At 62.7% G+C, this 21,854-nt stretch carries 22 protein-coding genes and 1 pseudogene; 16 read left to right on the forward strand and 7 right to left on the reverse strand.

What is annotated here, in order from left to right; translation table 11 throughout:
* Positions 1–26: 26 nt before the first annotated feature.
* The 3 genes from NKH02_RS13710 (at position 27) to NKH02_RS13720 (ending at position 3,137) form a co-directional block, all read left to right on the forward strand.
* Positions 27–626 carry a DUF2585 domain-containing protein gene (locus NKH02_RS13710; protein WP_352879367.1) on the forward strand — a complete coding sequence of 200 codons (600 nt, stop codon included), beginning with the start codon at positions 27–29 and terminating at the stop codon, positions 624–626.
* A 4-nt stretch (positions 627–630) separates the two neighbouring features.
* Positions 631–1,944 carry an ATP-dependent protease ATPase subunit HslU gene (gene hslU / locus NKH02_RS13715; RefSeq protein WP_352729331.1) on the forward strand — a complete coding sequence of 438 codons (1,314 nt, stop codon included), beginning with the start codon at positions 631–633 and terminating at the stop codon, positions 1,942–1,944.
* 233 nt (positions 1,945–2,177) lie between these two features.
* Positions 2,178–3,137 (forward strand): DUF1402 family protein, encoded by a 960-nt coding sequence (locus NKH02_RS13720; RefSeq protein WP_502913810.1) that lies wholly within the window; start codon positions 2,178–2,180, stop codon positions 3,135–3,137.
* 244 nt (positions 3,138–3,381) lie between these two features.
* Here the strand turns inward: NKH02_RS13720 and NKH02_RS13725 are convergent, their stop codons facing one another.
* From NKH02_RS13725 to NKH02_RS13735, 3 genes are read right to left on the reverse strand one after another with little or no spacing between them, the layout of a single operon-like run.
* Complete coding sequence (locus tag NKH02_RS13725; protein ID WP_352879369.1) at positions 3,382–4,620, reverse strand: NAD(P)/FAD-dependent oxidoreductase; 1,239 nt, start codon at positions 4,618–4,620, stop codon at positions 3,382–3,384.
* Complete coding sequence (locus NKH02_RS13730) at positions 4,617–4,931, reverse strand: Rieske (2Fe-2S) protein (RefSeq protein ID WP_352870629.1); 315 nt, start codon at positions 4,929–4,931, stop codon at positions 4,617–4,619. Before NKH02_RS13730 ends, NKH02_RS13725 begins: the two co-directional genes overlap by 4 nt.
* 34 nt (positions 4,932–4,965) lie before the next feature.
* Complete coding sequence (locus NKH02_RS13735; protein WP_352879371.1) at positions 4,966–6,057, reverse strand: fatty acid desaturase family protein; 1,092 nt, start codon at positions 6,055–6,057, stop codon at positions 4,966–4,968.
* A 168-nt stretch (positions 6,058–6,225) separates the two neighbouring features.
* Here NKH02_RS13735 and NKH02_RS13740 point away from each other — a divergent pair, with 168 nt between their 5' ends.
* The gene (locus NKH02_RS13740) at positions 6,226–7,257 is read left to right on the forward strand and encodes a LacI family DNA-binding transcriptional regulator (RefSeq protein ID WP_352870627.1); all 1,032 of its coding nucleotides are present in this window, start codon (positions 6,226–6,228) and stop codon (positions 7,255–7,257) included.
* Here the strand turns inward: NKH02_RS13740 and NKH02_RS13745 are convergent.
* A complete protein-coding gene (locus NKH02_RS13745; RefSeq protein ID WP_352879427.1) occupies positions 7,254–7,646 on the reverse strand; it encodes a hypothetical protein in 393 nt (130 codons plus the stop codon). The genes NKH02_RS13740 and NKH02_RS13745 overlap by 4 nt on opposite strands.
* Here NKH02_RS13745 and NKH02_RS13750 point away from each other — a divergent pair.
* The 9 genes from NKH02_RS13750 to NKH02_RS13790 all read left to right on the forward strand — a co-directional run bounded on the left by NKH02_RS13750 (position 7,561) and on the right by NKH02_RS13790 (position 15,407).
* Entirely contained in the window at positions 7,561–8,502 is a 942-nt protein-coding gene (locus NKH02_RS13750; protein ID WP_352870626.1) for a sugar ABC transporter substrate-binding protein, read from the forward strand. The two genes, NKH02_RS13745 and NKH02_RS13750, sit on opposite strands and share 86 nt — an antisense overlap.
* A gap of 101 nt (positions 8,503–8,603) precedes the next feature.
* The gene (locus NKH02_RS13755; RefSeq protein ID WP_352879373.1) at positions 8,604–9,680 is read left to right on the forward strand and encodes an ABC transporter permease; all 1,077 of its coding nucleotides are present in this window, start codon (positions 8,604–8,606) and stop codon (positions 9,678–9,680) included.
* 2 nt (positions 9,681–9,682) lie between these two features.
* Entirely contained in the window at positions 9,683–10,450 is a 768-nt protein-coding gene (locus tag NKH02_RS13760) for an ATP-binding cassette domain-containing protein (RefSeq protein ID WP_352870624.1), read from the forward strand.
* Between the two features lie 118 nt (positions 10,451–10,568).
* Positions 10,569–11,564, forward strand: coding sequence for an inositol 2-dehydrogenase (gene iolG / locus NKH02_RS13765; protein WP_352879374.1), 996 nt, complete (start codon positions 10,569–10,571; stop codon positions 11,562–11,564).
* 37 nt (positions 11,565–11,601) lie between these two features.
* Entirely contained in the window at positions 11,602–12,396 is a 795-nt protein-coding gene (locus tag NKH02_RS13770; protein ID WP_352879376.1) for an SDR family oxidoreductase, read from the forward strand.
* Positions 12,397–12,724: 328 nt separating this feature from the next.
* A complete protein-coding gene (locus NKH02_RS13775; RefSeq protein WP_352870621.1) occupies positions 12,725–12,991 on the forward strand; it encodes a type II toxin-antitoxin system Phd/YefM family antitoxin in 267 nt (88 codons plus the stop codon).
* Positions 12,988–13,410, forward strand: coding sequence for a type II toxin-antitoxin system VapC family toxin (locus tag NKH02_RS13780; protein ID WP_352870620.1), 423 nt, complete (start codon positions 12,988–12,990; stop codon positions 13,408–13,410). Before NKH02_RS13775 ends, NKH02_RS13780 begins: the two co-directional genes overlap by 4 nt.
* A gap of 44 nt (positions 13,411–13,454) precedes the next feature.
* Positions 13,455–14,105 carry a DUF6904 family protein gene (locus NKH02_RS13785; RefSeq protein WP_352879378.1) on the forward strand — a complete coding sequence of 217 codons (651 nt, stop codon included), beginning with the start codon at positions 13,455–13,457 and terminating at the stop codon, positions 14,103–14,105.
* Positions 14,106–14,315: 210 nt separating this feature from the next.
* A complete protein-coding gene (locus NKH02_RS13790; RefSeq protein WP_352879380.1) occupies positions 14,316–15,407 on the forward strand; it encodes a 3-deoxy-7-phosphoheptulonate synthase in 1,092 nt (363 codons plus the stop codon).
* Between the two features lie 51 nt (positions 15,408–15,458).
* Here the strand turns inward: NKH02_RS13790 and NKH02_RS13795 are convergent.
* Positions 15,459–15,560: pseudogene (locus tag NKH02_RS13795) on the reverse strand (LysE family translocator); the annotation flags it as partial.
* Between the two features lie 289 nt (positions 15,561–15,849).
* Positions 15,850–16,959: a Gfo/Idh/MocA family protein gene (locus NKH02_RS13800; protein WP_352879381.1), complete on the reverse strand. Its 1,110-nt coding sequence runs from the start codon at positions 16,957–16,959 to the stop codon at positions 15,850–15,852.
* A 156-nt stretch (positions 16,960–17,115) separates the two neighbouring features.
* Here NKH02_RS13800 and NKH02_RS13805 point away from each other — a divergent pair, with 156 nt between their 5' ends.
* Positions 17,116–17,961 carry a MurR/RpiR family transcriptional regulator gene (locus tag NKH02_RS13805; protein ID WP_352879421.1) on the forward strand — a complete coding sequence of 282 codons (846 nt, stop codon included), beginning with the start codon at positions 17,116–17,118 and terminating at the stop codon, positions 17,959–17,961.
* Here the strand turns inward: NKH02_RS13805 and NKH02_RS13810 are convergent.
* Positions 17,958–18,848 carry an AraC family transcriptional regulator gene (locus NKH02_RS13810; RefSeq protein ID WP_352879383.1) on the reverse strand — a complete coding sequence of 297 codons (891 nt, stop codon included), beginning with the start codon at positions 18,846–18,848 and terminating at the stop codon, positions 17,958–17,960. The genes NKH02_RS13805 and NKH02_RS13810 overlap by 4 nt on opposite strands.
* A gap of 138 nt (positions 18,849–18,986) precedes the next feature.
* Here NKH02_RS13810 and NKH02_RS13815 point away from each other — a divergent pair, with 138 nt between their 5' ends.
* Both NKH02_RS13815 and NKH02_RS13820 read left to right on the forward strand, forming a co-directional pair.
* Positions 18,987–19,715, forward strand: a complete 729-nt coding sequence (locus NKH02_RS13815) for an SDR family NAD(P)-dependent oxidoreductase (RefSeq protein ID WP_352879385.1) — start codon at positions 18,987–18,989, stop codon at positions 19,713–19,715.
* A 186-nt stretch (positions 19,716–19,901) separates the two neighbouring features.
* On the forward strand, positions 19,902–21,836 hold the full coding sequence (locus tag NKH02_RS13820; RefSeq protein ID WP_352879387.1) for a bifunctional 5-dehydro-2-deoxygluconokinase/5-dehydro-2-deoxyphosphogluconate aldolase: 1,935 nt from the start codon (positions 19,902–19,904) through the stop codon (positions 21,834–21,836).
* Positions 21,837–21,854 lie beyond the last annotated feature (18 nt).

Raw genomic sequence — 21,854 nt, forward strand, 5'->3', positions numbered from 1 at the left:
CGAAGGGCATGAGGGGGAATGACGGCATGAAAGCATCCGGCGAGGACAAAAACCTATCGGCCTACGAAAACAGTTGGCGGATGGGGGTTCTCATCGTGCTTGGACTGATCATCGTCCAGGCCGTCACGCTCTATTTGATGGGACGGACACCGATCTGCACCTGCGGCTACGTCAAACTCTGGCATGGTGTCGTGCAGAGCTCGGAGAATTCCCAGCATATTTCCGACTGGTACACGCCATCGCATTTCATCCACGGCTTCCTGTTCTATGCCTTGGCGCGGTTTTTGTTTCCACGCTCACCGATCGGACTGAGGCTGGCATTCGCTGTCCTCATCGAAGGCGGCTGGGAGCTGGTCGAGAACAGCCCGTTCATCATCGACCGCTACCGCGCCGGCACCATCTCGCTCGATTATTATGGCGACAGCATCATCAATTCGGTGTCCGACACACTGGCCATGGTGGTGGGATTTGTGATGGCGCGAACGCTACCTATATGGGTGATCGTCAGCCTGGCCGTCATCTTCGAACTGGGTACCGGCTATCTCATCCGGGACAATCTGACACTCAACGTGATCATGCTGCTGCATCCGTTAGAGGCCATCAAGCAGTGGCAAAGTGGAATTTAGTCATATGAGCACATTTTCTCCCCGCGAAATCGTTTCGGAACTCGACCGTTTCATCATCGGCCAGAAAGACGCCAAGCGCGCCGTGGCCATCGCCTTGCGCAACCGCTGGCGCCGCCAGCAGCTGGAAGGCCAGATGCGCGAAGAGGTGATGCCGAAGAACATCCTGATGATCGGGCCGACGGGCGTCGGCAAGACCGAGATTTCGCGCCGCCTGGCGCGGCTGGCCGGTGCGCCCTTCGTCAAGGTCGAGGCGACCAAGTTCACCGAAGTCGGTTATGTCGGCCGCGATGTCGAGCAGATCATCCGCGATCTGGTCGAGATCGCCATCGGCCTGGTGCGCGAGAAGATGCGCGAGGACGTCAAGGCGCGCGCCCATATCAATGCCGAGGAACGCGTGCTGGAATCGCTTGTCGGCAAGACGGCGAGCCCGGCCACCCGCGATAGCTTTCGCAAGAAGCTGCGCGACGGTGAGCTCGACGACAAGGAGATCGAGATCGAAGTCGCCGACACCGGCACTGGCGGCATGCCCGGCTTCGAGATTCCCGGCATGCCGGGCGCCAATATCGGCGTGCTCAACATCAACGACATGCTGTCGAAGGCGATGGGCGGCAAGAAGACCAAGTCGCGCAAGACGACGGTCAAGGAATCCTACGCGCTGCTGGTCAATGATGAGTCCGACAAGCTGCTCGATCAGGACGAAGTGGTGCGCCGGGCGCTCGACGCGACGGAAAATGACGGCATCGTCTTCCTCGACGAGATCGACAAGATCGCGTCACGGGAAGGCGGCATGGGCGCCGGCGTTTCTCGCGAAGGCGTGCAGCGCGACCTGCTGCCGCTGATCGAGGGCACGACGGTGGCGACCAAATACGGACCGTTGAAGACCGACCATATCCTGTTCATCGCCTCGGGTGCGTTCCACGTTTCCAAACCGTCCGACCTTTTGCCGGAATTGCAGGGCCGACTGCCGATCCGAGTCGAACTGCGGGCGCTGGAGAAGGACGATTTCGTCCGCATCCTGACCGAGACCGAGGCCAGCCTGATCAAGCAGTATATCGCGCTGATGAAGACCGAAGGCGTCGACCTGACCTTCACCGACGACGCCATCGATTCGCTGGCCGGCATCGCCGTCGACCTCAACGCCAGCGTGGAGAACATCGGCGCAAGGCGGCTGCAGACGGTGATGGAACGGGTGCTGGACGAAATCTCCTATGACGCGCCGGACCGCAACGGAACGAGCGTCACGATCGACGCCGCCTATGTGGAAAAGCACGTCGGCGATCTGTCGCGCAACACGGATTTGTCGCGATTCATCCTTTAAACGGCGGCGCCGGGTCATTCCGGCGCCGGTCCAGGCGACACGTCGGGCAAACAAGTTTCGGGTGTGGCCAGATGGTACCATCTGGCCATCTTTCGTAATGCTGGGTGAAGGGGTGCTCTCGACTCGATCAAGAGCTTTACCTAGTTTGCGCGGCATTCTCGATCTCTTGGTTGACGCAATTCCGGACGGAAAACCGTTTCACACTTTTCCTGGAATTGCTTGGGCGGCGGCGCATGAAAAAACTGATCCTCCTCATTCTCGGCTTGACGCTGGCGGCGACCCTGTTCGCCACTGAGGCGGCGACATTGGTGCCGACGGGAAACCGCAATGCCGTACAGCCGGACATTCCCGGCGCTTCAAGCCGGCGCACGCAGGCGACCAACACCACCTTCCAGGCGAAGTACCGCAAGGTTTACGCCTTGCTGCAGAACGACGCCGACCTGCGCGGCAAGATCAAGAAGGCAGCGGCCACCTACGGCATCGATCCCCTGCACATCGTCGGCGCCATCGTCGGCGAGCACACCTACAATGTCGACGCCTACGACCGGCTGCAGACCTACTATGTCAAGGCGATCTCCTATCTCTCCAGCAAGCTGTCCTTCGCCTATGACGGCGAGGACATCACGGATTTCGTGCAGCGGCCGGAATTCAAGAAATGCGCCGGGGTGTCGGACAGCTACGATCTGTGGGAATGCCGCGAGCAGGTGTGGAACCATTCGTTTCGCGGCAAGTCCGTCGGCGGGACAAGCTTTCCCGACGACCGCTTCGGCGCCACCTTCTTCCAGCCCTATTATGCCGGCCAGACCTTCGGCCTCGGCCAGCTCAATCCGCTGACCGCCCTGCAGATGAGCGACCTGGTGCACAAGGTTTCAGGCCTGCCGAAGCTAGACGTCGGCGATCCCAACTCGGTCTACAAGACCATCATGGATCCCGACCTGACGCTGGCTTACGTCGCCGCGACAATCAGGAAATCGATCGACGCCTACAAGAGCATCGCCGGCTTCGATATTTCGGGCAATCCGGGACTGACCGCCACGCTCTACAATGTCGGCAATCCGGAGCAGCGCGCCCATGCGCTGAAGGCGGAGAACGACAGGCGCCGCGCTGCCGGCGAGCCGGAGAAGCTGCCGGAGGAGAATTATTACGGCTGGCTGGTCAACGACAAGCTACCGGAGCTGAAGGCGCTGTTTTAGGGCGCGTTGCGGATTCAGCAGCGAACTCGCTGACGTTTGCGCCGCCCCTCATTGCCCTGCCGGGCATTTCTCCCCGTATAGTGACGGGGAGAAAGACGCTGTCATGAATGGCTTCGCCAATTGTCGGCGTTGCAGGACGGGCACCGGCGTCGCGGCCAGATCCCTTCTCCCCGTCACTATACGGGGAGAAGATGCCGGCAGGCAGATGAGGGGCGGCGCCGATCTCGAAAAGCGGCGCGGTGGCTCAAGCCGCCAGCAACGACTTCAGCTTGACGGCCTGCGATCCCAGCGCCTCCGGCGTCGGTTTCGCCTGCTTGCCGATCAGCATTTCGGCCAGCCGGATGTCGCGGGCGACAGCGTTGCCGGGGCCGATGCCGCTGGCGGCCACCAGCCGGCCGTCCTCGGCCAAATGGAAGAGGATGAAGGCACCATCGTCGAGATCGCGGCGCACCGTGCTGCGGCCCTCGTCGGAGAGCCCTGCGATCTGCAGGCTCAGGCCGTACTGATCCGACCAGAACCATGGCACCGCCGCATGCGCCTCGCCGGCACCCAGCATGTTTTTCGCCGCCAGCGCGCCCTGCTCCTGGGCGTTGCGCCAGGCTTCCAGCCGGACGCGGCGTCCGCCATAGACGGCGAGCGGAAACGAGCAGCAATCGCCGGCGGCAAAGATGTCGGGATCGCTGGTGCGCAGTTGCCCATCGACTGATATGCCGTTGTCGATTGTCAGCCCTGCTTCGGCGGCAAGCCCGGTCACCGGCACGGCCCCGATGCCGATGACGGCGAGGTCGGCTGATATCTCCTGTCCGCCGGCAAGCGTGATGCGCACCTCGTTGCCATCGTCGGCGATGGACGCGATGCCGGTCCCGCACAGGATCGTCACGCCCTCGGCGACGTGCGCATCATGGATGATCTCGGCGATTTCGGGCGGCACGCCGCGCATCAGGATGCGCGGCTGCGCCTCGATGACGGTAACCGACGCTCCGAGCTTGCGCGCCGCGGCGGCGAGTTCGAGGCCGATGAAACCGCCGCCGATGATGGCGATCCGATTGCCGGCCTTGAGATGCGCGCGAATGGCGAGCGCGTCAGTGAAGGTTCGGAGATAGACGCAGCGCGAACCTAGCCCCGGCATCGGCAGTTTGCGCGGCGTCGAACCGGTCGCCAGCAGAAGCTTGTCGTAAGGCAGGACCGACCCGTCCGACAGCCGCACCGCATGCGCCGCGCGATCGATCGCCGCGGCCTCGACGGAATGGATATGCCGGATCGATTTCTCGGCCAGAATCGCGTCGCTGGCGATCGCCTTGATTTCGGGCGTATCGCTGACCATCGCGTCCTTGGACAGCGGCGGGCGTTCGTAGGGCAGATGCGGCTCGTCGCCGACCAGCGTCACCGGCCCGTCATAGCCCAGCTCGCGCAGAGCCAACGCTGCGCGCCCGCCGCATTCGCCGGCGCCGATGATGACCATTCCCCGCGCCATATCAGTCATCCGATCTGGATCAGGACTTTGCCGGCGTCGACCTTGACCGGATAGGTCTTCAGGTTGACGCAGACCGGCGCGCCGCGGGCGTCACCCGTCTTGTAGTTGAAACGGCCATTGTGCTTGGGGCATTCGATGATGTCGTCCATCACCAGCCCGTCTGCCAGGTGCACCTTTTCGTGCGTGCAGAGGCCGTCGGTGGCGAAGAACTCATCGTCGGGGCTGCGATAGATGGCGAAGGTGCGGCCGCCATGGTCGAAGCGCATCACGTCCTCCTCGTCGATATCCTCCGCGCCACAGGCCTCAACCCAGTCACTCATTCAGTCCTCCCCTGAAAATCGGATAGCAGCACGATCATTCCGCCGCCGCCGCGACGGCATCGTTGTGGAATTCTTCGCGATATGGCCGGGCGGTCGGCGGCAGCTCGCGCTTGAGGAAATAGTCCTCGTTGCGCAGCTGGCGCAGGAAGACCGGGATCATCTCGCGGTAGCCGGCCAGGATCGACGGTGTCGGCGCCGGCAGATCGTGCTTGATCAGTTCGTGCAGCTTCGGCAGCGCGTGATAGGGCACCATCGGGAACATGTGATGCTCGACATGGTAGTTCATGTTCCAATAGATGAAGCGGCTGATCGGGTTCATGTAGACGGTGCGGCTGTTGAGCCGGTGGTCGGTGACATTGTCGGCCAGGCCGCCATGCTGCAGCAGTCCGACCATGACGTGATGCCAGGCGCCATAGAGCCTGGGCAGGCCGATCAGCATCAGCGGCAGAAACGAGCCGGTGTAGAGCGCCAACACAATGGTCGCGGCATAGATCGCCGTCCAGATGCGGGCGACGCGGATCGCCTTTGGCTGCTCCTGCTCGGGAATGAAGGTCTTCTCTGCGGCACTGATGTTGCCGGCGGCGTTGCGTAGCATGTCGCTCATCGCATGCCAGGCGTCGAGCACACCGACGAAGCCCAGCACGGCGCGAACCAGGTCCGGCGGCCGCATCACCGAGATCTCCGGGTCGCGGCCGACGATGATGGTGTCGGTATGGTGGCGCGTGTGGCTCCAGCGCCAGGTCACCGGATTGCGCATGATCATGAAGCAGGCGATCTGATAGACCACATCATTCATCCACTGCGTCCGGAAAGCGGTGCCATGGCCGCATTCGTGCCAGCGCGAATCAGTTGAGGAGCCGTAGAGAACGCCATAGACGAAGAAGAACGGCACGCACCACCATGTGCCCCAGAACCAGGCGCCGCCGGCGCCGCTGACGATCAGCGCGGCGAACCAGATCGCTGTATCGCGGATCGCCGGCCCGTCGGAGCGCTGCATCAGCTCCTTCATCTGCTTGCGGGACACGTCGGTGTGATACCACTCGGCCGCGGACAGGCCGGTCTCGACGGCGAGCTTGGCGTCGCGGCCGATCAGGCTGTAGTCACGCCGGGACGGCGCAGCATGCATGGTTGCCTCCCACGGCAAGGCACTCGCCGGAACGAATGCCTGAGATCCCTTGTCTTCGAGCCTGAAAAATAGCGCCGGATCATGATAGACTCAACATCATAAAGATAGTTTCTATCATTTCCCATCAGAATAGTGTAGGAAGCCTCAGGCAATTCCAATGAGGCAAGCATGGCGAAACGGCCGACCATCACTGATCTGGCGCGCGTCTCAGGCGTCAGTGTCGCCACCGTCGACCGCGTGCTGAACAACCGGCTGCCGGTGCGCGAGGAGACCGCGCGCCGCGTCTACGAGGCCGCTACCGATATCGGCTATCACGCCGCCGGACTTATCAAGCAGCGCATGCGCCAGGAATTGCCGGAGTACCGGCTCGGCTTCCTGCTGCTGCGGGGCAATGATGCCTTCTACGGTGACTTCGCGCGTGAACTCGAACTGGCCATCTCGCAATCGAAACGCTTCCGCGGTGTTGCGACCATCGACTTCGCCAGTTCCCTGGCTCCCGACGAGATCGCCTCCCAGATGCGCAAGCTGGCGGCAAAATCGCGGGCTATCGCCGTTGTCGGCCCGGACCATCCGACCCTGACAGCGGTCGTGGAAGCCTTGAAGGCGAGAGGCCAGCCGGTCTTTTCGGTGCTGTCCGACTTTGCCGCCGGCATCCGGGAGGGATATATCGGCCTCGACAACCGCAAGGTCGGGCGCACCGCCGCATGGATGATCTCCAAGGCAGCGAAGAAGCCTGGCAAGGTCGCCCTCTTCGTCGGCAGCCACCGCTTCCACGGCCACGAGCTGCGCGAGATCGGCTTTCGCTCCTTCTTTCGCGAGCATGCGCCGGACTTCAGCGTGCTTGAAACGCTGGTCAATCTGGAAGCCAACCAGGTGACCCATGATGCGATGATCGATCTTCTGGCGCGTTATCCGGATCTTGTCGGCTGCTACGTCGCCGGCGGGGGCATGGAAGGCGCGGTTTCGGCGCTGCGGGCAGCAAGGCCCGCGAACATGCCGGTGGTCGTTTGCAACGAGATCAACGCCGAATCGCGCGCGGCACTCGCCGACAACATCCTCACCATGGTGATCTCGACGCCGCTCGCCGCTCTATGTCGCGAGCTTGTCGACCTGATGGCGCATGCCATCGAAACCGGCGCCGCCAACGCTCCAGGCCAGACCTTCCTGCCCTTTGACATCTATCTGCCGGAAAACATCTAGCTTCCGTCGCGCGAGCCGCCGAGGCAAATGATAGAATCTATCAGGGCGATGCATAAATCGGCCGGCAGGCCGCTGAATCGCCCTTGACGCCCGGATGTGAAATGGAATAAATATTTCACCAACTGTGTATTTTGGTTCTTTCGTTCCGGAACATCTGTTTCAAGCAGAGGGTTTGGCGTTCCAGCAGCAAACGGCAAGCCGTCACCCGGAACAGAAACGATATCAGGGAGAGATTCCCCGGGGAGATCGGGGATTCCGGATAAATCGGTGAAACCGGACACCAGCATGTGGAGGAGAAACACAATGAAGAAACTGATTTTGGGCGTCGCTTTCGCGGCGCTGATGAGTTCATCCGCCATGGCCGCCAAGGTTGGCGTGTCGATGGCCAAGTTCGACGACAACTTCCTGACCGTGCTGCGCAACGGCATGATCGAGCAGGCCAAGGGCATGGATGGCGTCGAGCTGCAGGTCGAGGACGCGCAAAACGACGTCGCCAAGCAGCTCGACCAGATCAAGAACTTCGCCGCTTCGGGCGTCGACGCGATCATCGTCAATCCGGTCGACACCTCGGCCACGCAGGCAATGTCGGACGCTGCCGCCGCGGCCAAGATCCCGCTGGTCTACGTCAACCGCGAGCCGGTCAACGTCGACACCCTGCCCGACAACCAGGCCTTCGTCGCCTCGAACGAGGCCGATTCCGGCACGCTCGAGACCAAGGAAGTCTGCCGCTTGTTCAAGGAAGCCGGCAAGAAGGAAGCCAACGTCTACGTGATCATGGGCGAGCTCTCCAACCAGGCCGCCGTGCAGCGCACCAAGGATATCGAAGAGGTGATCGCCACGCCGGATTGCAGCTTCATCAAGATCATCGACAAGCAGACATCGAACTGGAATCGCGACGAGGCGCAGAACCTGATGACCAACTGGCTGTCGACCGGCAAGCCATTCGACGGCGTCATCGCCAACAATGACGAAAGCGCCATCGGCGCCATCCAGGCGATGAAGGCCGCCAACATCGACATGAAGACGGTCGTGGTCGGCGGCGTCGACGCCACCCAGGACGCACTTGCCGCCATGCAGGCGGGCGACCTCGACGCAACCGTGTTCCAGGACGCGGCCGGCCAGGGCGCCGGTGCGCTGGATGCGGCGCTCAAGCTCTCCAAGGGCGAAAAGGTCGAACACAAGGTCTACGTCCCCTTCCAGCTGGTGACGCCGGCCAACATCGACAAGTTCCTGAAGAAGAACTGAGCAGCGGACATACGGAGCGGCGCACTCACAGCGCCGCTCCTCTTTCCCTCGGCGCCGGCAAGGCAGCAAGGGGCGACCGCGGCTGACGGAGGACAGAATACGTGGCACAGACATCTCATGGCGTCGGCGGAGTTGGCTATGACGCGAAGAAGCGCGCATGGCCTGCCGAGCTCAACGTTTTCCTGGCGCTCGTCATTCTTGTTGTCGTCTTCGAACTGATCGGCCGCATCTTTCTTGGCGACAGCTTCCTGTTCAACACCCGCGGCGACGTCAGCGCGATCTTCAACGAAGCCCGGCTGCAGATCATCATCCTGCAGGTGTCGATCGTCGGCATCATCGCCATCGGCGTGACGCAGGTGATCATCACCGGCGGCATCGACCTGTCCTCGGGTTCGATCGTCGGCGCGACGGCAATGATTGCCATGAGTTTTGCCCAGGTAGCGACCGTCAACGGAAATCCCAACCCCAAGGCGATGTTCCTCGCCCAGGGCTGGACCGACCTGCCGGTGATCGTGCCGGTGCTGGTCGCGATCGCCTGCGGCCTGTTTGCCGGCCTGGTCAACGGTGCGTTGATCGCCTACACGCGCATTCCGCCGTTCATCGCCACGCTCGGCATGATGGTGACCGCGCGCGGCATCGCCAAATGGTGGTCCAAGGGCCAGCCGATCTCGTTTCCCACCGAGAGTTTCGCTGGCATCGGCAAAGGCCTGATGCCCGTCATCATCTTCCTGTCGCTGGCGGTGCTGTTCCAGCTGATCATGACCTACACAAGGTACGGCAAGCATTGCTACGCGATCGGCTCCAATGAGGACGCCGCGCGCATGTCCGGCATCAAGATCGCCAACCACAAGATCCTCGTCTACGTCATCGCCGGTGTGCTTGCCGCACTCGCCGCCGTGGTGCTGAGCTCCAAGAACCTGACCGCGCAGTCCGGCATGGGCGTGATGTACGAACTCGACGCGATCGCCATGGCGGTCATCGGCGGCGTCTCATTGTCGGGCGGCCGCGGCTCGATCATCGGCACGGTGATAGGCTCGCTGATCTTCGGCGTCATCATCTCCGGCTTCACCTTCCTGCGCCTCGACGCCTACTACCAGGAGATGGTCAAGGGCGTGATCATCGTCGGTGCGGTGGTTCTCGACCAGTGGCGCCAACGCCTGCGGGCAATGAGGGCTTGACCATGTCAGACATCGTCCTGAAGACCGAAAACCTGACCAAGCGCTATGGCGGCGTGCATGCGCTGGAAGGCGCGAACTTCGAGCTGCGCAAGGGCGAGCATGTCGCCATCATGGGCGATAACGGCGCCGGCAAGTCGACCTTCGTGCGCCAGATCACCGCTGTCGAGCAGCGCACCAGCGGCCAGATCTGGTTCGACGGCAAGGAAGTGAATTTCACCGGGCCGATCGAGGCCCGCACGGCGGGCATCGAGACAGTGTTCCAGAACCTGGCGCTGGCCGACGATCTCGACGTGCCCTCGAACCTGTTCCTCGGCCGCGAAAAGGTGCTGTTCAATCTCGGGCCGTTCTCGATCCTCGACCGCAAATATATGCGCAAGGCGACCGAGGCGGCGCTGATCCGCACGGCGGTGAAGATCCCCAATCTGTCCAACACCATCCGCCACATGTCCGGAGGCCAGCGCCAGTGCGTGGCGATCGCCCGGACCGCGACCTTCGCCTCCAAGCTGATCATCATGGATGAGCCGACGGCCGCACTCGGCGTGCAGGAGACGGCGCAGGTCGAAAACATCATCCGCACGCTGAAGGACAATGGCGAGCCGCTGATCCTGATCAGCCACAACATGCGCCAGGTGTTCGATCTTTGCGACCGGATCGTCGTGTTCCGGCGCGGCCGCATCGTCGCCAATTTGCGCAAGGAAAACACCGACGGAAACGATATCGTCTCCTACATCACAGGCGCCAAGACCGGCGAGGCGGAACTCGCGGCCTAAACAGGGTGGTCACCCGGTTTAGGAACAATCTGGCTCGCTGGAAAAATACCCCCTGCCACCTTTCGCTGACAGCAAGGTGGAGACACCACTCTCTAACCCATCCCTAGAGGAAATTTCCATGACTCTCCGCTTCGCCCTCCTCGGTGCCGGCCGCATCGGCAAGGTCCACGCCCGCGCCGTCGGCTCCAATCCGCAGGCCCAACTGGTTGCCGTCGCCGACGCGTTCGAGAAGGCGGCGACCGAGTTGGCGAGCGCCTACGGCGCCGAAGTGCGCACAATCGACGCCATCGAGAAATCCAAGGACATCGACGCCGTCGTCATCTGCACGCCGACCGATACCCATGCCGATTTGATCGAGCGTTTCGCCAAGGTCGGCAAGGCGATCTTTTGCGAGAAGCCGATCGATTTGAACGTCAAGCGGGTCGAGAAATGCCTGGCGGTGGTCGACAAGACCAAGGCGACGCTGATGGTCGGCTTCAACAGGCGCTTCGATCCGCATTTCGCCGCCGTGCGCAAGGCGATCGACGACGGCGCCATCGGCACCGTCGAGATGGTCACCATCACCTCGCGCGATCCGGGTGCGCCGCCGATCGACTACATCAAGCGCTCGGGCGGCATTTTTCGCGACATGACCATCCATGATTTCGACATGGCGCGCTTCCTGCTCGGCGAGGAGCCGGTGGCGGTCAGCGCCCATGCCTCGGTGCTGGTCGACAAGAAGATCGGCGCGGCTGGCGATTTCGACAGCGTCAGTGTCATCCTCGAGACCGCTTCGGGCAAGCAGGCCGTCATCTCCAACTCGCGCCGCGCCACCTATGGCTACGACCAGCGCATCGAGGTGCATGGCTCGAAAGGCATGATCGCGGCCGAGAACCAGCGCCCGGTGTCGATCGAACTGGCCAACGAGAAGGGCTACACCCGCCCGCCATTGCATGACTTCTTCATGACCCGCTATCTCGACGCCTATGCCAACGAGATCGCTGCCTTCATCGCAGCGGCGACGTCGGGCAAGAAGGCGGCGCCAAGCGGCGCGGACGGGCTGGTGGCGCTGAAGCTGGCGGATGCGGCGCTGAAATCCGCGACATCGGGCAAGACCGTCCGCCTCGACAAGTAAGAACCGGAATCCGGACCCCAGACCCAGGAGCATAGCGATGAGTGCATCCGCCGATCGCAATTCGCAGACACGCGCCATCGTCACCGGCGGTGCGCAAGGCATCGGCTTTGCCGTTGCCGAGGCGCTGGCCGACGAGGGCTGCCGGGCGCTGGCGCTCATCGGCCGCTCGCAGGAGAAGGGCGACAAGGCCGTTGCCCATTTCAGGAAATTGGGTGTCGACGCGATCTTCATCAGCGCCGACGTCTCGAAGGTCGCCGACTGCAAGCGCGCGGTCGCCACCGCGATCTCGCATTTCGGCACCATCAACGCGCTGGTCAACGCCGCCGCGACGTCGGCGCGTGGTTCGCTGGTCGAAACCAGCGAAGAGCTTTTCGACACGATTTTCGACACCAATGTGCGCGGGCCGTTTTTCCTGATGCAGGGCGTGGTGGCGCATCTGCTCGAGAAGAAGGCGCCCGGCTCGATCGTCAATGTGCTGTCTATGTCGGCGCATTGCGGGCAGTCTTTCCTGACGCCCTATTCGACCAGCAAAGGCGCGCTGATGACGCTGACCAAGAATGTCGCCAATGCGTATCGCTATAACCGCATCCGCAGCAACGCCGTGCTGCCCGGCTGGATGGACACCGAGGGCGAGGACATCGTGCAGAAGAAATGGCACGACGCGCCCGACGACTGGCTGGCAAAGGCCGAGGCGGCGCAGCCGATGGGCCAGTTGGTGAAGCCCGACCAGCTCGCGCGGCTGATCAGCTACATGGTCAGCCCGCAGTCAGGCGTCATGACCGGATCGCTGGTCGACTACGACCAGAGCATCGCAGGGTCATCGCCGGAGTAGCGTCGGCGAGTCTGGCGGCATCACTTCGTCATCCACGGGCGGAGCAAGCAGCGTAGCGACGCGGCGCAGACCCGAGGATCCATGCCGCGACTTCCGAGCGTCACAGCAGTCCAGACTTCTGCTCCGCTGCACTCTTCGATTGGCGTCCCGGCATGGGTCCCAGGGTCTCCCCGACGGAGCTTCGCTCCTGCTTCGCCCAGGGATAACGAAGTCGAGAGGCTTCGGCCCATCCCGCAATTGGCTACCATCGGTTAGCCCCCGCGCCCTGTTGCCGCCGCATCGCCATTCCCATATAGTCAGGATAGTCAGACTGGTCATGGAGGTCGCAATGCTATCTGCGCCCAAAGAGAATACCAACTGGACGGTCGCCGGGGCAAAAGCCCGGCTCTCGGAAGTTATCGAGCGCGCACAGTCTTCACCGCAGACGATCACTAGAAACGGCAAACCAAGCGTGGTTGTCGTCTCGGCCGAGGAATGGCAGCGGAAGACCGCGCGCAAGGGTACGCTTGCGGAGTTCCTGCTGGAGTCGCCGCTGCGCGGCGCCGATCTCGACCTTCAGCGTCAGCGTGACGAACCGCGTGATCTGCCGCTGTGAGGCTACTGCTCGATACGAATGTCTTGTCCGAGGTGACAAGGCCGGCACCGGACGCACGCGTTCTGGACTGGCTGGACGGGCTTGATGAGGACCGCTCATTTATCAGCGTCGTGTCGATTGCCGAGATCCGGCGCGGGGTTGCCCTCATGGATGAGGGCCGGAAACGTGAGGCACTGGCCGAGTGGCTTGCTCGGGACCTGCCGCAGCGCTTCGAGCAGCGGGTTATTCCGGTGGACGAACTGGTTGCCTTGGCCTGGGGCGACCTGATGGGCCTTGCGAAGCGCCGCGGTCGCGGTCTGGCGTCGATGGACGGCCTGATCGCAGCCACGGCGATTGCGCAAGAACTCACCTTGGCAACGCGCAATACGAAGGATTTCGAAGGCTTTGGAATTGAACTCTTCGATCCCTGGACTGCATGAGCCGCTCGGTGCAGCATGTCTGGAAAGCCGCCTGAGACAGGAGGGTGCGTTTGCTCTCATATCGCTTACTGAAAAATCACGCCGGCATTCTTCTGGTTGGTGACTATACATCTCTTCAATGGCTCCGCACGGTCGTGCATGAGGTCAATGAGCGATCGCCACTCATTAAGAACAGGGAAGGCCTGTTCTTAAATCTAGCCTACGATGTCCGGAAGGCCTACGAACGCCAACGCGAGATTCTACACCCCTCCTCAGATCATGAGGAAATGGGCATCCGTTATGGAGTCCAGGCGCTGTGGCCCGTTATTCTTCTTCAGCAAAGGATGCTGAGGGTATCGCTGGCGTATCTCGAACACACCGCAAAAACCCAGGCCATTGTCTATGCTCTGGAAGCCGTAATCGAGGAGGCTCTCAAGGAGGATTTCGCAGCGCTTGGCGCTGAAGCAGTCGCGCGTTGGCAGCGGCTGGATCCAGCATACCGCAATGTTTTCGATGGTCTCTGGAGCCGTACCGCAATTTTCTGCTCATGGTCAAAATCCGAGCGGAGGCGGCATTTTCTGGACCTACTATCCAGTTTCGAGCCCATGTACGAAACCCTCTACACATACCGCCTTCAACGTGGTGAGAAGAATCTTTTGTCACCTGGAGACCTTCTGGAGTGGGATAACGTCGAATGGCCTGATCCGCGCTGGTAAGCCCGATCAGGCACGTGACAAGCTCCTCCGCTTCGACTATATCAGCCACATGATCAACCTGACCGCCACGTATTGGTACTTTAGGAGCTCGCTGGCGGCGGGAGGATTGCGCTCGATCTGAAGATTGCAGCAACAAGATCCGAACAGCCGCCATACCTGGCGGCTTTTTTGTTTTCAGCCGGCAGGTTCCCCAAACAGGAGCAGAAAGCCGTGTTGACCACCACAGATGATCTTCGGGTCAAGGAAATCAGGGAATTGAGTACGCCGGACCAAGTGATGCGGGAGATACCGCGCACGCTGACGGCAACGCGCACCGTCAGCGCGTCACGCAACGCAATCCACGCTATTTTGAACGGCATCGACGACCGGCTGCTCGTCATCGTCGGGCCGTGTTCGATCCACGATCCGGTCGCCGCCGTGGACTATGCCAGCCGTCTGGCGGCGCTGCGCGAGAGCCTGTCGGACCGGCTCGAGATCGTGATGCGGGTCTATTTCGAGAAGCCGCGCACGACGGTCGGCTGGAAGGGCCTGATCAACGATCCCGACCTCGACGGCAGCTTCAACATCGACAAGGGACTGAGGATGGCGCGCAATGTGCTCTCCGCCGTCAACAATCTCGGCCTGCCGGCGGCGACCGAATTCCTCGACATGACCACGCCGCAATACATCGCCGACCTCGTCGCCTGGGGCGCGATCGGCGCGCGCACGACCGAGAGCCAGATCCACCGCGAGCTTGCCTCCGGCCTGTCCTGCCCGGTCGGCTTCAAGAACGGCACCGACGGCAATTTGCGGATCGCCGCCGAGGCGGTGAAATCCGCCGCCCAGCCGCATCATTTCATGGCGGTGACCAAGGGTGGCCGCAGCGGCATCGCGACGACGACAGGCAATGAGGATTGTCACGTCATCCTGCGCGGTGGCGTCGCGCCCAATTATGACGCGGCGAGCATCGAAGCTGCCAGCACCGAGCTTGCCCGCATCGGCGTCGCGCCGCGCCTGATGATCGATGTCAGCCACGCCAACTCAGCCAAGAAGCCCGAGAACCAGCCCAAGGTGGCGGCCGATGTCGCCGGCCAGGTCGCGGCGGGGGACGAGCGCATCATCGGCGTCATGATCGAGAGCAACCTCGTCGCCGGCCGGCAGGACGTGGTGGCAGGCAAGCCGCTGGTCTATGGCCAGAGCATCACCGATGGCTGCATCGGCTGGGCGACCACCGAGACGGTGCTGCACGGCCTTGCCGGCGCCGTCGAGTGGCGCCGCTCCGTGCGCCGCGCCATGATCGACAGCCGCCAGGGAGCCGCCTGATTGGTGAAGCCGGTAGGGATAAGGCGGCGGTTTTCAGGTTCAGACCTGGATTCACGCCGCCTTCAAGCCTTGCCAGGCGGTCAGCATTGAAACCACAACCAGAAGCAGTCCGGCCGCCCGGCCGGCAAAGGCGGTCGCCCGGGGATTGGCGACCGGTTGCGGCAGGTCTGGGTCAGCGGCTGGGAGACTCCGGCCGCTGGCGGCTGAGGTGACCGCAGATACTTGGCGTGGAAATTTTTGACCGGTCGGATGGTGCTTGCCTTGGCAGGTCACATGCCTTGGGGATTGGCCGAAACGCCCGTTACTTCGTCATCCTGGGGCAAAGCAAGGAGCGACGGGAGGCTTCGGCCAATCGCGAATGTCTGTGACGGGTCACCAAATGAATGGTGAAATCTTGCCTGCCGAGAGTCGGTAACCTTCCCCGTCGACGAACTACATGGCTCTACCTGACATCGACCCAGCGCTTTTCCTCGAACGAGCGCGCCATCGCGTGCACCGTGCGCTCGATCTCCAGCCCTTCGGCAAACTCGATGAGCCGCGCCGGCTTGCCGTCAAGCCGCGTCAGCAATTCGTGGCACTCGATGATCTTGAGGTCGTTGAAGCCGAGGCCATGGCCTGGCGCCGGCAGGAAAGCATCGTAGGGCTTGTGGTGCGGCGCCACCAGGATGGTGCGGTAGCCCTGTTCGGTCGGGCGATCGGCGGTGAGATAGAGCTGGAATTCGTTCGATCGCTCCTGATCGAACAGGATCGATCCTTTCGAACCGAATATCTGGACGGCGATGCGGCCCTTGCGGCCCCAGGCCGAGCGGTTGACCAGCAGCGTGCCGGCAATGCCGTTTTCCAGATGCATCAGCACGCTGGCGATGTCGTAGGTCTCGACCGCGCGACGGCCGCCGCTGGCCACCTTGCGGTCGGCATAGGGTTTCGCCATGTCGCAGATGACGCTGGCGACCCGGCCGAACAGGGTTGAGACCAGCGACAGCGGATGCACGGCGAAATCGTCGAGCGCGCCGTAGCCGGAAGCGGCTTCGTGCTTCCAGAAGAACAGCGCTTCGGGATCGGCCATAAAATCCTCATCCATCTCGATGCGCAGATGGTTGACCTCACCGATGATCTTCTCATCGAGCAGCATGCCGATATGACGGATCGCCGGGCTCTGGATGTAGTTGTAGCCGAGCGCGGCAACCTTGCCGGACTTTTTCGCCGCCGCCGCCATGGCTTCAGCCTCGGCAAAGCTTGGCGCCATCGGCTTTTCGCACCACAGATGCTTGCCCGCTTCGAGGATGGCGATGGCCATCTCCGGATGGAACTGGTTGGGCGTGGTCAGCGAGACGATATCGACCTCCGGATCGTTGACGACCGCGCGCCAGTCGCCGGAGGCCTTGGCGAAACCGAACTCGCCCGCCTTGCGCCGGGCAAGCTCCTCATTGACCTCGCCGAGATGGACCAGTCTGGGTTTAGGCACGTCTGGAAAGACGGCGCCGACGGCGCTCCATGCGATGGCGTGACACTTGCCCATGAAACCCGTGCCGATGAGACCGACGCCGACCATTTTCCGTTCCTCCACTGCCTGAAGCGCTTCGTGGATGAATTAATCCATTTTCTCTTGGAATGGAATGTATGTCTCATTTTTTATGGCGTTCTTGCGCAGGCTCACTATGATGAGGCACAGAGGGACGCTTCACGCATGAGCTTGGACAGGGCGACGATGGACGAACGGGTACCTCGCGACTTCGAGACGCTGCGCGCAACGATCCTCGATCGGCGCGAAAGCCTGCCCAAGCGCATCGTCCAGATCGCCGCCTATGCGCTCGACAATCCCGACGACATTGCCTTCGGCACCGCCGCCAGCATCGCCGCTTCGGCCGGCGTGCAGCCGTCTACCCTGATCCGCTTTGCCCAGCAGCTTGGCTTCGACGGGTTCACCAGCCTGCAGCAGGTATTCCGCGAGCGGCTGCGCGAGCGCAACTCGTCCTATGACGAAAGGCTGCAGGCCTTGCGCGCCAAGGCCGAGGGGGGCGCCGGCCACCGGGCGATCTTCGACGGTTTCGTCGCTGCCGCCTCCACCTCGCTCAACGACATCTCGCGCGCGCTGGACGAAGCGCATCTGGAAGACGCAATCTCCCTGCTGGCAAGGGCGGAGACCATCTACGTGCTGGCCAAGCGCCGCTCCTATCCGGTGGCGTCCTACATCGCCTACGCGCTGGGCAAGCTCAAGATCCGCAACCAGCTGATCGAATCGGCCGCCGGCCTGAATGCCGAGATGATCGCCTTCGCCACGCCGGCGGACGCCGTCATCGCCATCTCGTTCTCGCCCTACGCCCCGGCCACCATCGAGGAAGCCCGCACCATTTCCGAACAGGGCGTGCCGATCGTCGCCATCACCGACAGCTCGTTCTCGCCGCTCGCCCAGTTCGCCAAGGTCTGGTTCGAGGTTGCCGAGGCCGATTTCGCCGGCTTCCGTTCGCTGTCGGCGACGATGGCGCTGGCCATGGCGCTGACCGTCGGCGTCGGCGAGAAGCGACGCGACACGGGCCGCAAGCGCAAAGCTTAGAGAATCTCCGCGGACGCCTCGCCTGCCGCCAAAAGCCGCGCCGCGTCGCGCGCGGGCGGCAAGCCGAACTGACGGGCATATTCCCGGCTGAACTGGGAAGCGCTCTCGTAGCCGACGGCGAAGGCAACGCTTGCAACATTGCCTGGCTGGGCGGCCAGCAAATGGCGGGCTTCCAGGAGCCGGATCTGTTTCTGATATTGGATCGGGCTCATGGCCGTCGCCGCCTTGAAGTGGCGGAAAAATGCAGCGTTGCTCATATGGGCGATTTCAGCCAGATCGCTGACCCGGACCGGCTGATGGCAATGTGATCGGATCCAGGCAATCGCCTGGCCGATCCGGGACAGATGGCCGTCAGCGCGCGCAAGCTGGCGAAGCTTTCCGCCCTGGGGGCCTTGCAGCAGCCGAAACAACATCTCGCGTTCAAGCGTGGCCGCCAGCACGGGAATCTCCCTTGGCCGGTCGAGCAGCCGCATCATTCGCCGCAAGGCGTCGAGCAGGTCGTCATTGACGGGCGAGGTGGAGAAACTGTCGCCGCCGAGCGCGGGTTCATGCTCGACGAGGAGGGCGGCGACGGCCTGCAGGTCGAGGGTGAAGCCGATCGCCAGGTAGGGATGTCTGGGGCTCGCTTCGACCAACTGGCTGATGGTGGGAGTGTCGACGGTGTAGATGAAATAGCTGGCGGGATTGTATCGAAGGGTCCGGCCCCCGATCAGAACCGTTTTCGCACCCTGCAGCACGAACAGCACCCCCGACCCCCATACCCCCGCCATTGGCGCCGTGGCGACTTCGCTGCGGCCGATCGAAACGCGAGGGATCGCCGTTCTCGTGCGTCGCCCCTGCGCATGGCGCGCGGCGATATCGATCAACTCCTGCAGTGCCTCGCTCATGATCTCAGCATCGCGCATCCAAATGGGCCGCGCAACCCGCATGAGAGGATTGGGCAAGAGCTGGAGAGTTTTCGGCGCGCGGTGTTTCCCACAGGGCGCCATCTCTGGGGTCTTCGACAGGAAGAGATGGAGATACAAATGATGAAATCGAAAACCGCTATGGTGACAGGTGCCAACAAGGGCATCGGCCACGAAATCGCCCGGCGTCTGGCGACGACGGGCTTCAAGGTCTGGCTTGGCGCCAGGAATGCCGAGCGTGGCATGGCGGCGGCACAGGAATTGCGCGCCGAAGGTCTGGAGGTTCAATGGCTCGAGCTGGATGTCACACAGGACGAAAGCGTGGCGGCGGCTGCCAAGACTGTCGGGGCGGAAAGCGCTTGTCTCGACGTGCTGGTGAACAATGCCGGCGTCGCCATCAACTACGAGCTGCCGCCGAGCCAGCAGCACATTGCCGATGTCATGGCGACCTATGACGTCAATGTCTTCGGGCCGATCCGCGTGACCCAGGCTTTCCTGCCGCTGCTGCTTGCAGCGCCGGCCGCCCGCATCGTGATGGTGAGCAGTTCCACGGGATCCATCGGGAGGGCGCTCGATTCCGCCACGCCGAACCATTCGGTCAATCTGATGGGTTACGGCAGTTCCAAGACGGCCCTGAATGCCATCACCGTCGCCTTCGCCCGCGAGCTTGCGCCGCAAGGCATCAAGATCAATGCAGCGGCGCCGGGCTATACCGCCACCGACCTAAATGGATTTAAGGGCCACCGCACCGTGCAGCAGGCGGCCGAGATCGTCATACGCCTGGCGACCCTGGATGCCGACGGTCCGAACGCCGGGTACTTCAACGACGATGGCCCGCTTCCGTGGTGAACGGAGACAGACCCACCAAAGTTTCCTCCCCTGCGCATCATTTGGTGGCACTTTTAAACGAAGGAACGCTCATTCCATATTGACTATGGATTGGAATTATTATTTCATATTCCTGGCGCCACGCTGCCGCTCGCGCGTGTTACCCAACAATGTTGTTCATGACAACAAGGCCGACGGGAGGTTCCAATGAGCGAAGCCGTGGACGCGAAACAGGCGCCGCTCGACGTGATCACCATCGGTCGCGCTTCCGTCGACCTTTACGGCCAGCAGATCGGCTCGCGGCTGGAGGATATCACCTCCTTCGCCAAGTCGGTCGGCGGCTGTCCGGCCAACATTTCGGTCGGCACGGCCAGGCTCGGCCTGCGCTCGGCGCTGCTGACCCGCGTCGGCGACGAGCAGATGGGCCGCTTCATCCGCGAGCAGCTCAAGCGCGAGGGCGTCAATGTCGACGGCCTGAAGACCGACAAGGAGCGGCTGACTGCGCTGGTGCTGCTGTCGGTCGAGGACGAAGGCGTTTCGCCGATGATCTTCTACCGTTCGGACTGCGCCGACATGGCGCTGGCGCCGGAAGACATCGACGAGGCCTTCATCGCCTCAGCCCGGTCGATCGTCGTCACCGGCACCCATTTTTCCCGGCCCAACAGCGATGCCGCCCAGCGCAAGGCGATCCGCATCATGAAGGCCAAGGACGGCAAGGTGGTGTTCGACATCGACTACCGGCCCAATCTCTGGGGTCTTGCCGGCCATGCCGAAGGGTTCGAGCGCTATGTGAAATCGGACCGGGTCTCGGCCCAGCTGAAGACGGTGCTGCCCGATTGCGACCTCATCGTCGGCACCGAGGAAGAGATCATGATCGCGTCGGGCGCCGACGACTGCCTGAGCGCGCTGAAGACGATCCGCTCGCTGTCGTCCGCCACCATCGTCTTGAAGCGCGGCGCCATGGGCTGCATCGTCTATGACGGACCGATCAGCGACGACCTGGAAGACGGCGTCGTCGGCAAGGGGTTTCCGATCGAGATCTACAATGTGCTCGGCGCCGGCGACGCCTTCATGTCCGGCTTCCTGCGCGGCTGGCTGGGCGGAGAAGACCATGCGACGGCCGCAACCTGGGCCAATGCCTGCGGCGCTTTTGCCGTATCGCGGCTGCTCTGCGCGCCGGAGTATCCGACCTTCGAGGAGTTGCGGTTCTTCCTCAATCACGGCAGCAAGCATCTGGCGCTGCGCAAGGACGAGGCGATCAACCACATCCATTGGGCGACGACGCGCCGCCGCGACGTCCCCTCGCTGATGGCACTCGCCTGCGACCACCGCGTGCAGCTCGAGGATGTGGCGGCGAAGGCCGGTGCCGATCCGGCACGCATCCGTGACTTCAAGGTGCTGGCGGTCAAGGCAGCGGCGAAGGTCGCCGCCGGCCGCGACGGCTACGGCATGCTGATCGACGAGAAGCACGGCCGCGAGGCGATGTTCGAATTCGCCCGCCATCCCTTTGCCTGGCTCGGCCGGCCGGTCGAACTGCCCGGCTCGCGGCCGCTGCGCTTCGAATTCTCACAGGACATCGGCTCGCAGCTCACCGAATGGCCGGTCGATCACTGCATCAAGTGCCTGTGCTTCTATCATCCCGACGATCCGGCGGCGCTCAAGGAAGAACAGCAGCAGAAGCTGCGCGCGCTGTTCGAAGGCGCGCGCAAGGTCGGCCGCGAATTGCTGGTCGAGATCATTGCCGGCAAGCATGGCAAGCTCGACGACACGACGATCCCACGCGCGTTGGAGGAACTCTATGCGCTCGGCATCAAGCCTGATTGGTGGAAGCTCGAACCACAGGCATCGAGCGGTGCATGGGCGAAGATCGAAGCCGTCATCCTGAAGCACGATCCATGGTGCCGCGGCGTCGTGCTGCTTGGCCTGGAAGCGCCGCAGGACGAGCTGGAAGCGGCTTTCGCCGCCACCGCCAAGGCGCCCATCGTCAAGGGTTTTGCCGTCGGCCGCACCATCTTCGTCCACGCAGCCGAACAGTGGCTGGCCGGCAAGATGTCGGATGAAGAGGCTATCGCCGACATGGCGCAGCGCTTCGAACAGCTGACCGAAGCGTGGCTTGCCGCGCGCGGCCGCAAGGCGGCATAAGAAGCGCGGCATAACGAC

Origin of the sequence: Mesorhizobium sp. M1396 (genome assembly GCF_040317725.1) — a bacterium.
GTDB lineage: Bacteria > Pseudomonadota > Alphaproteobacteria > Rhizobiales > Rhizobiaceae > Mesorhizobium.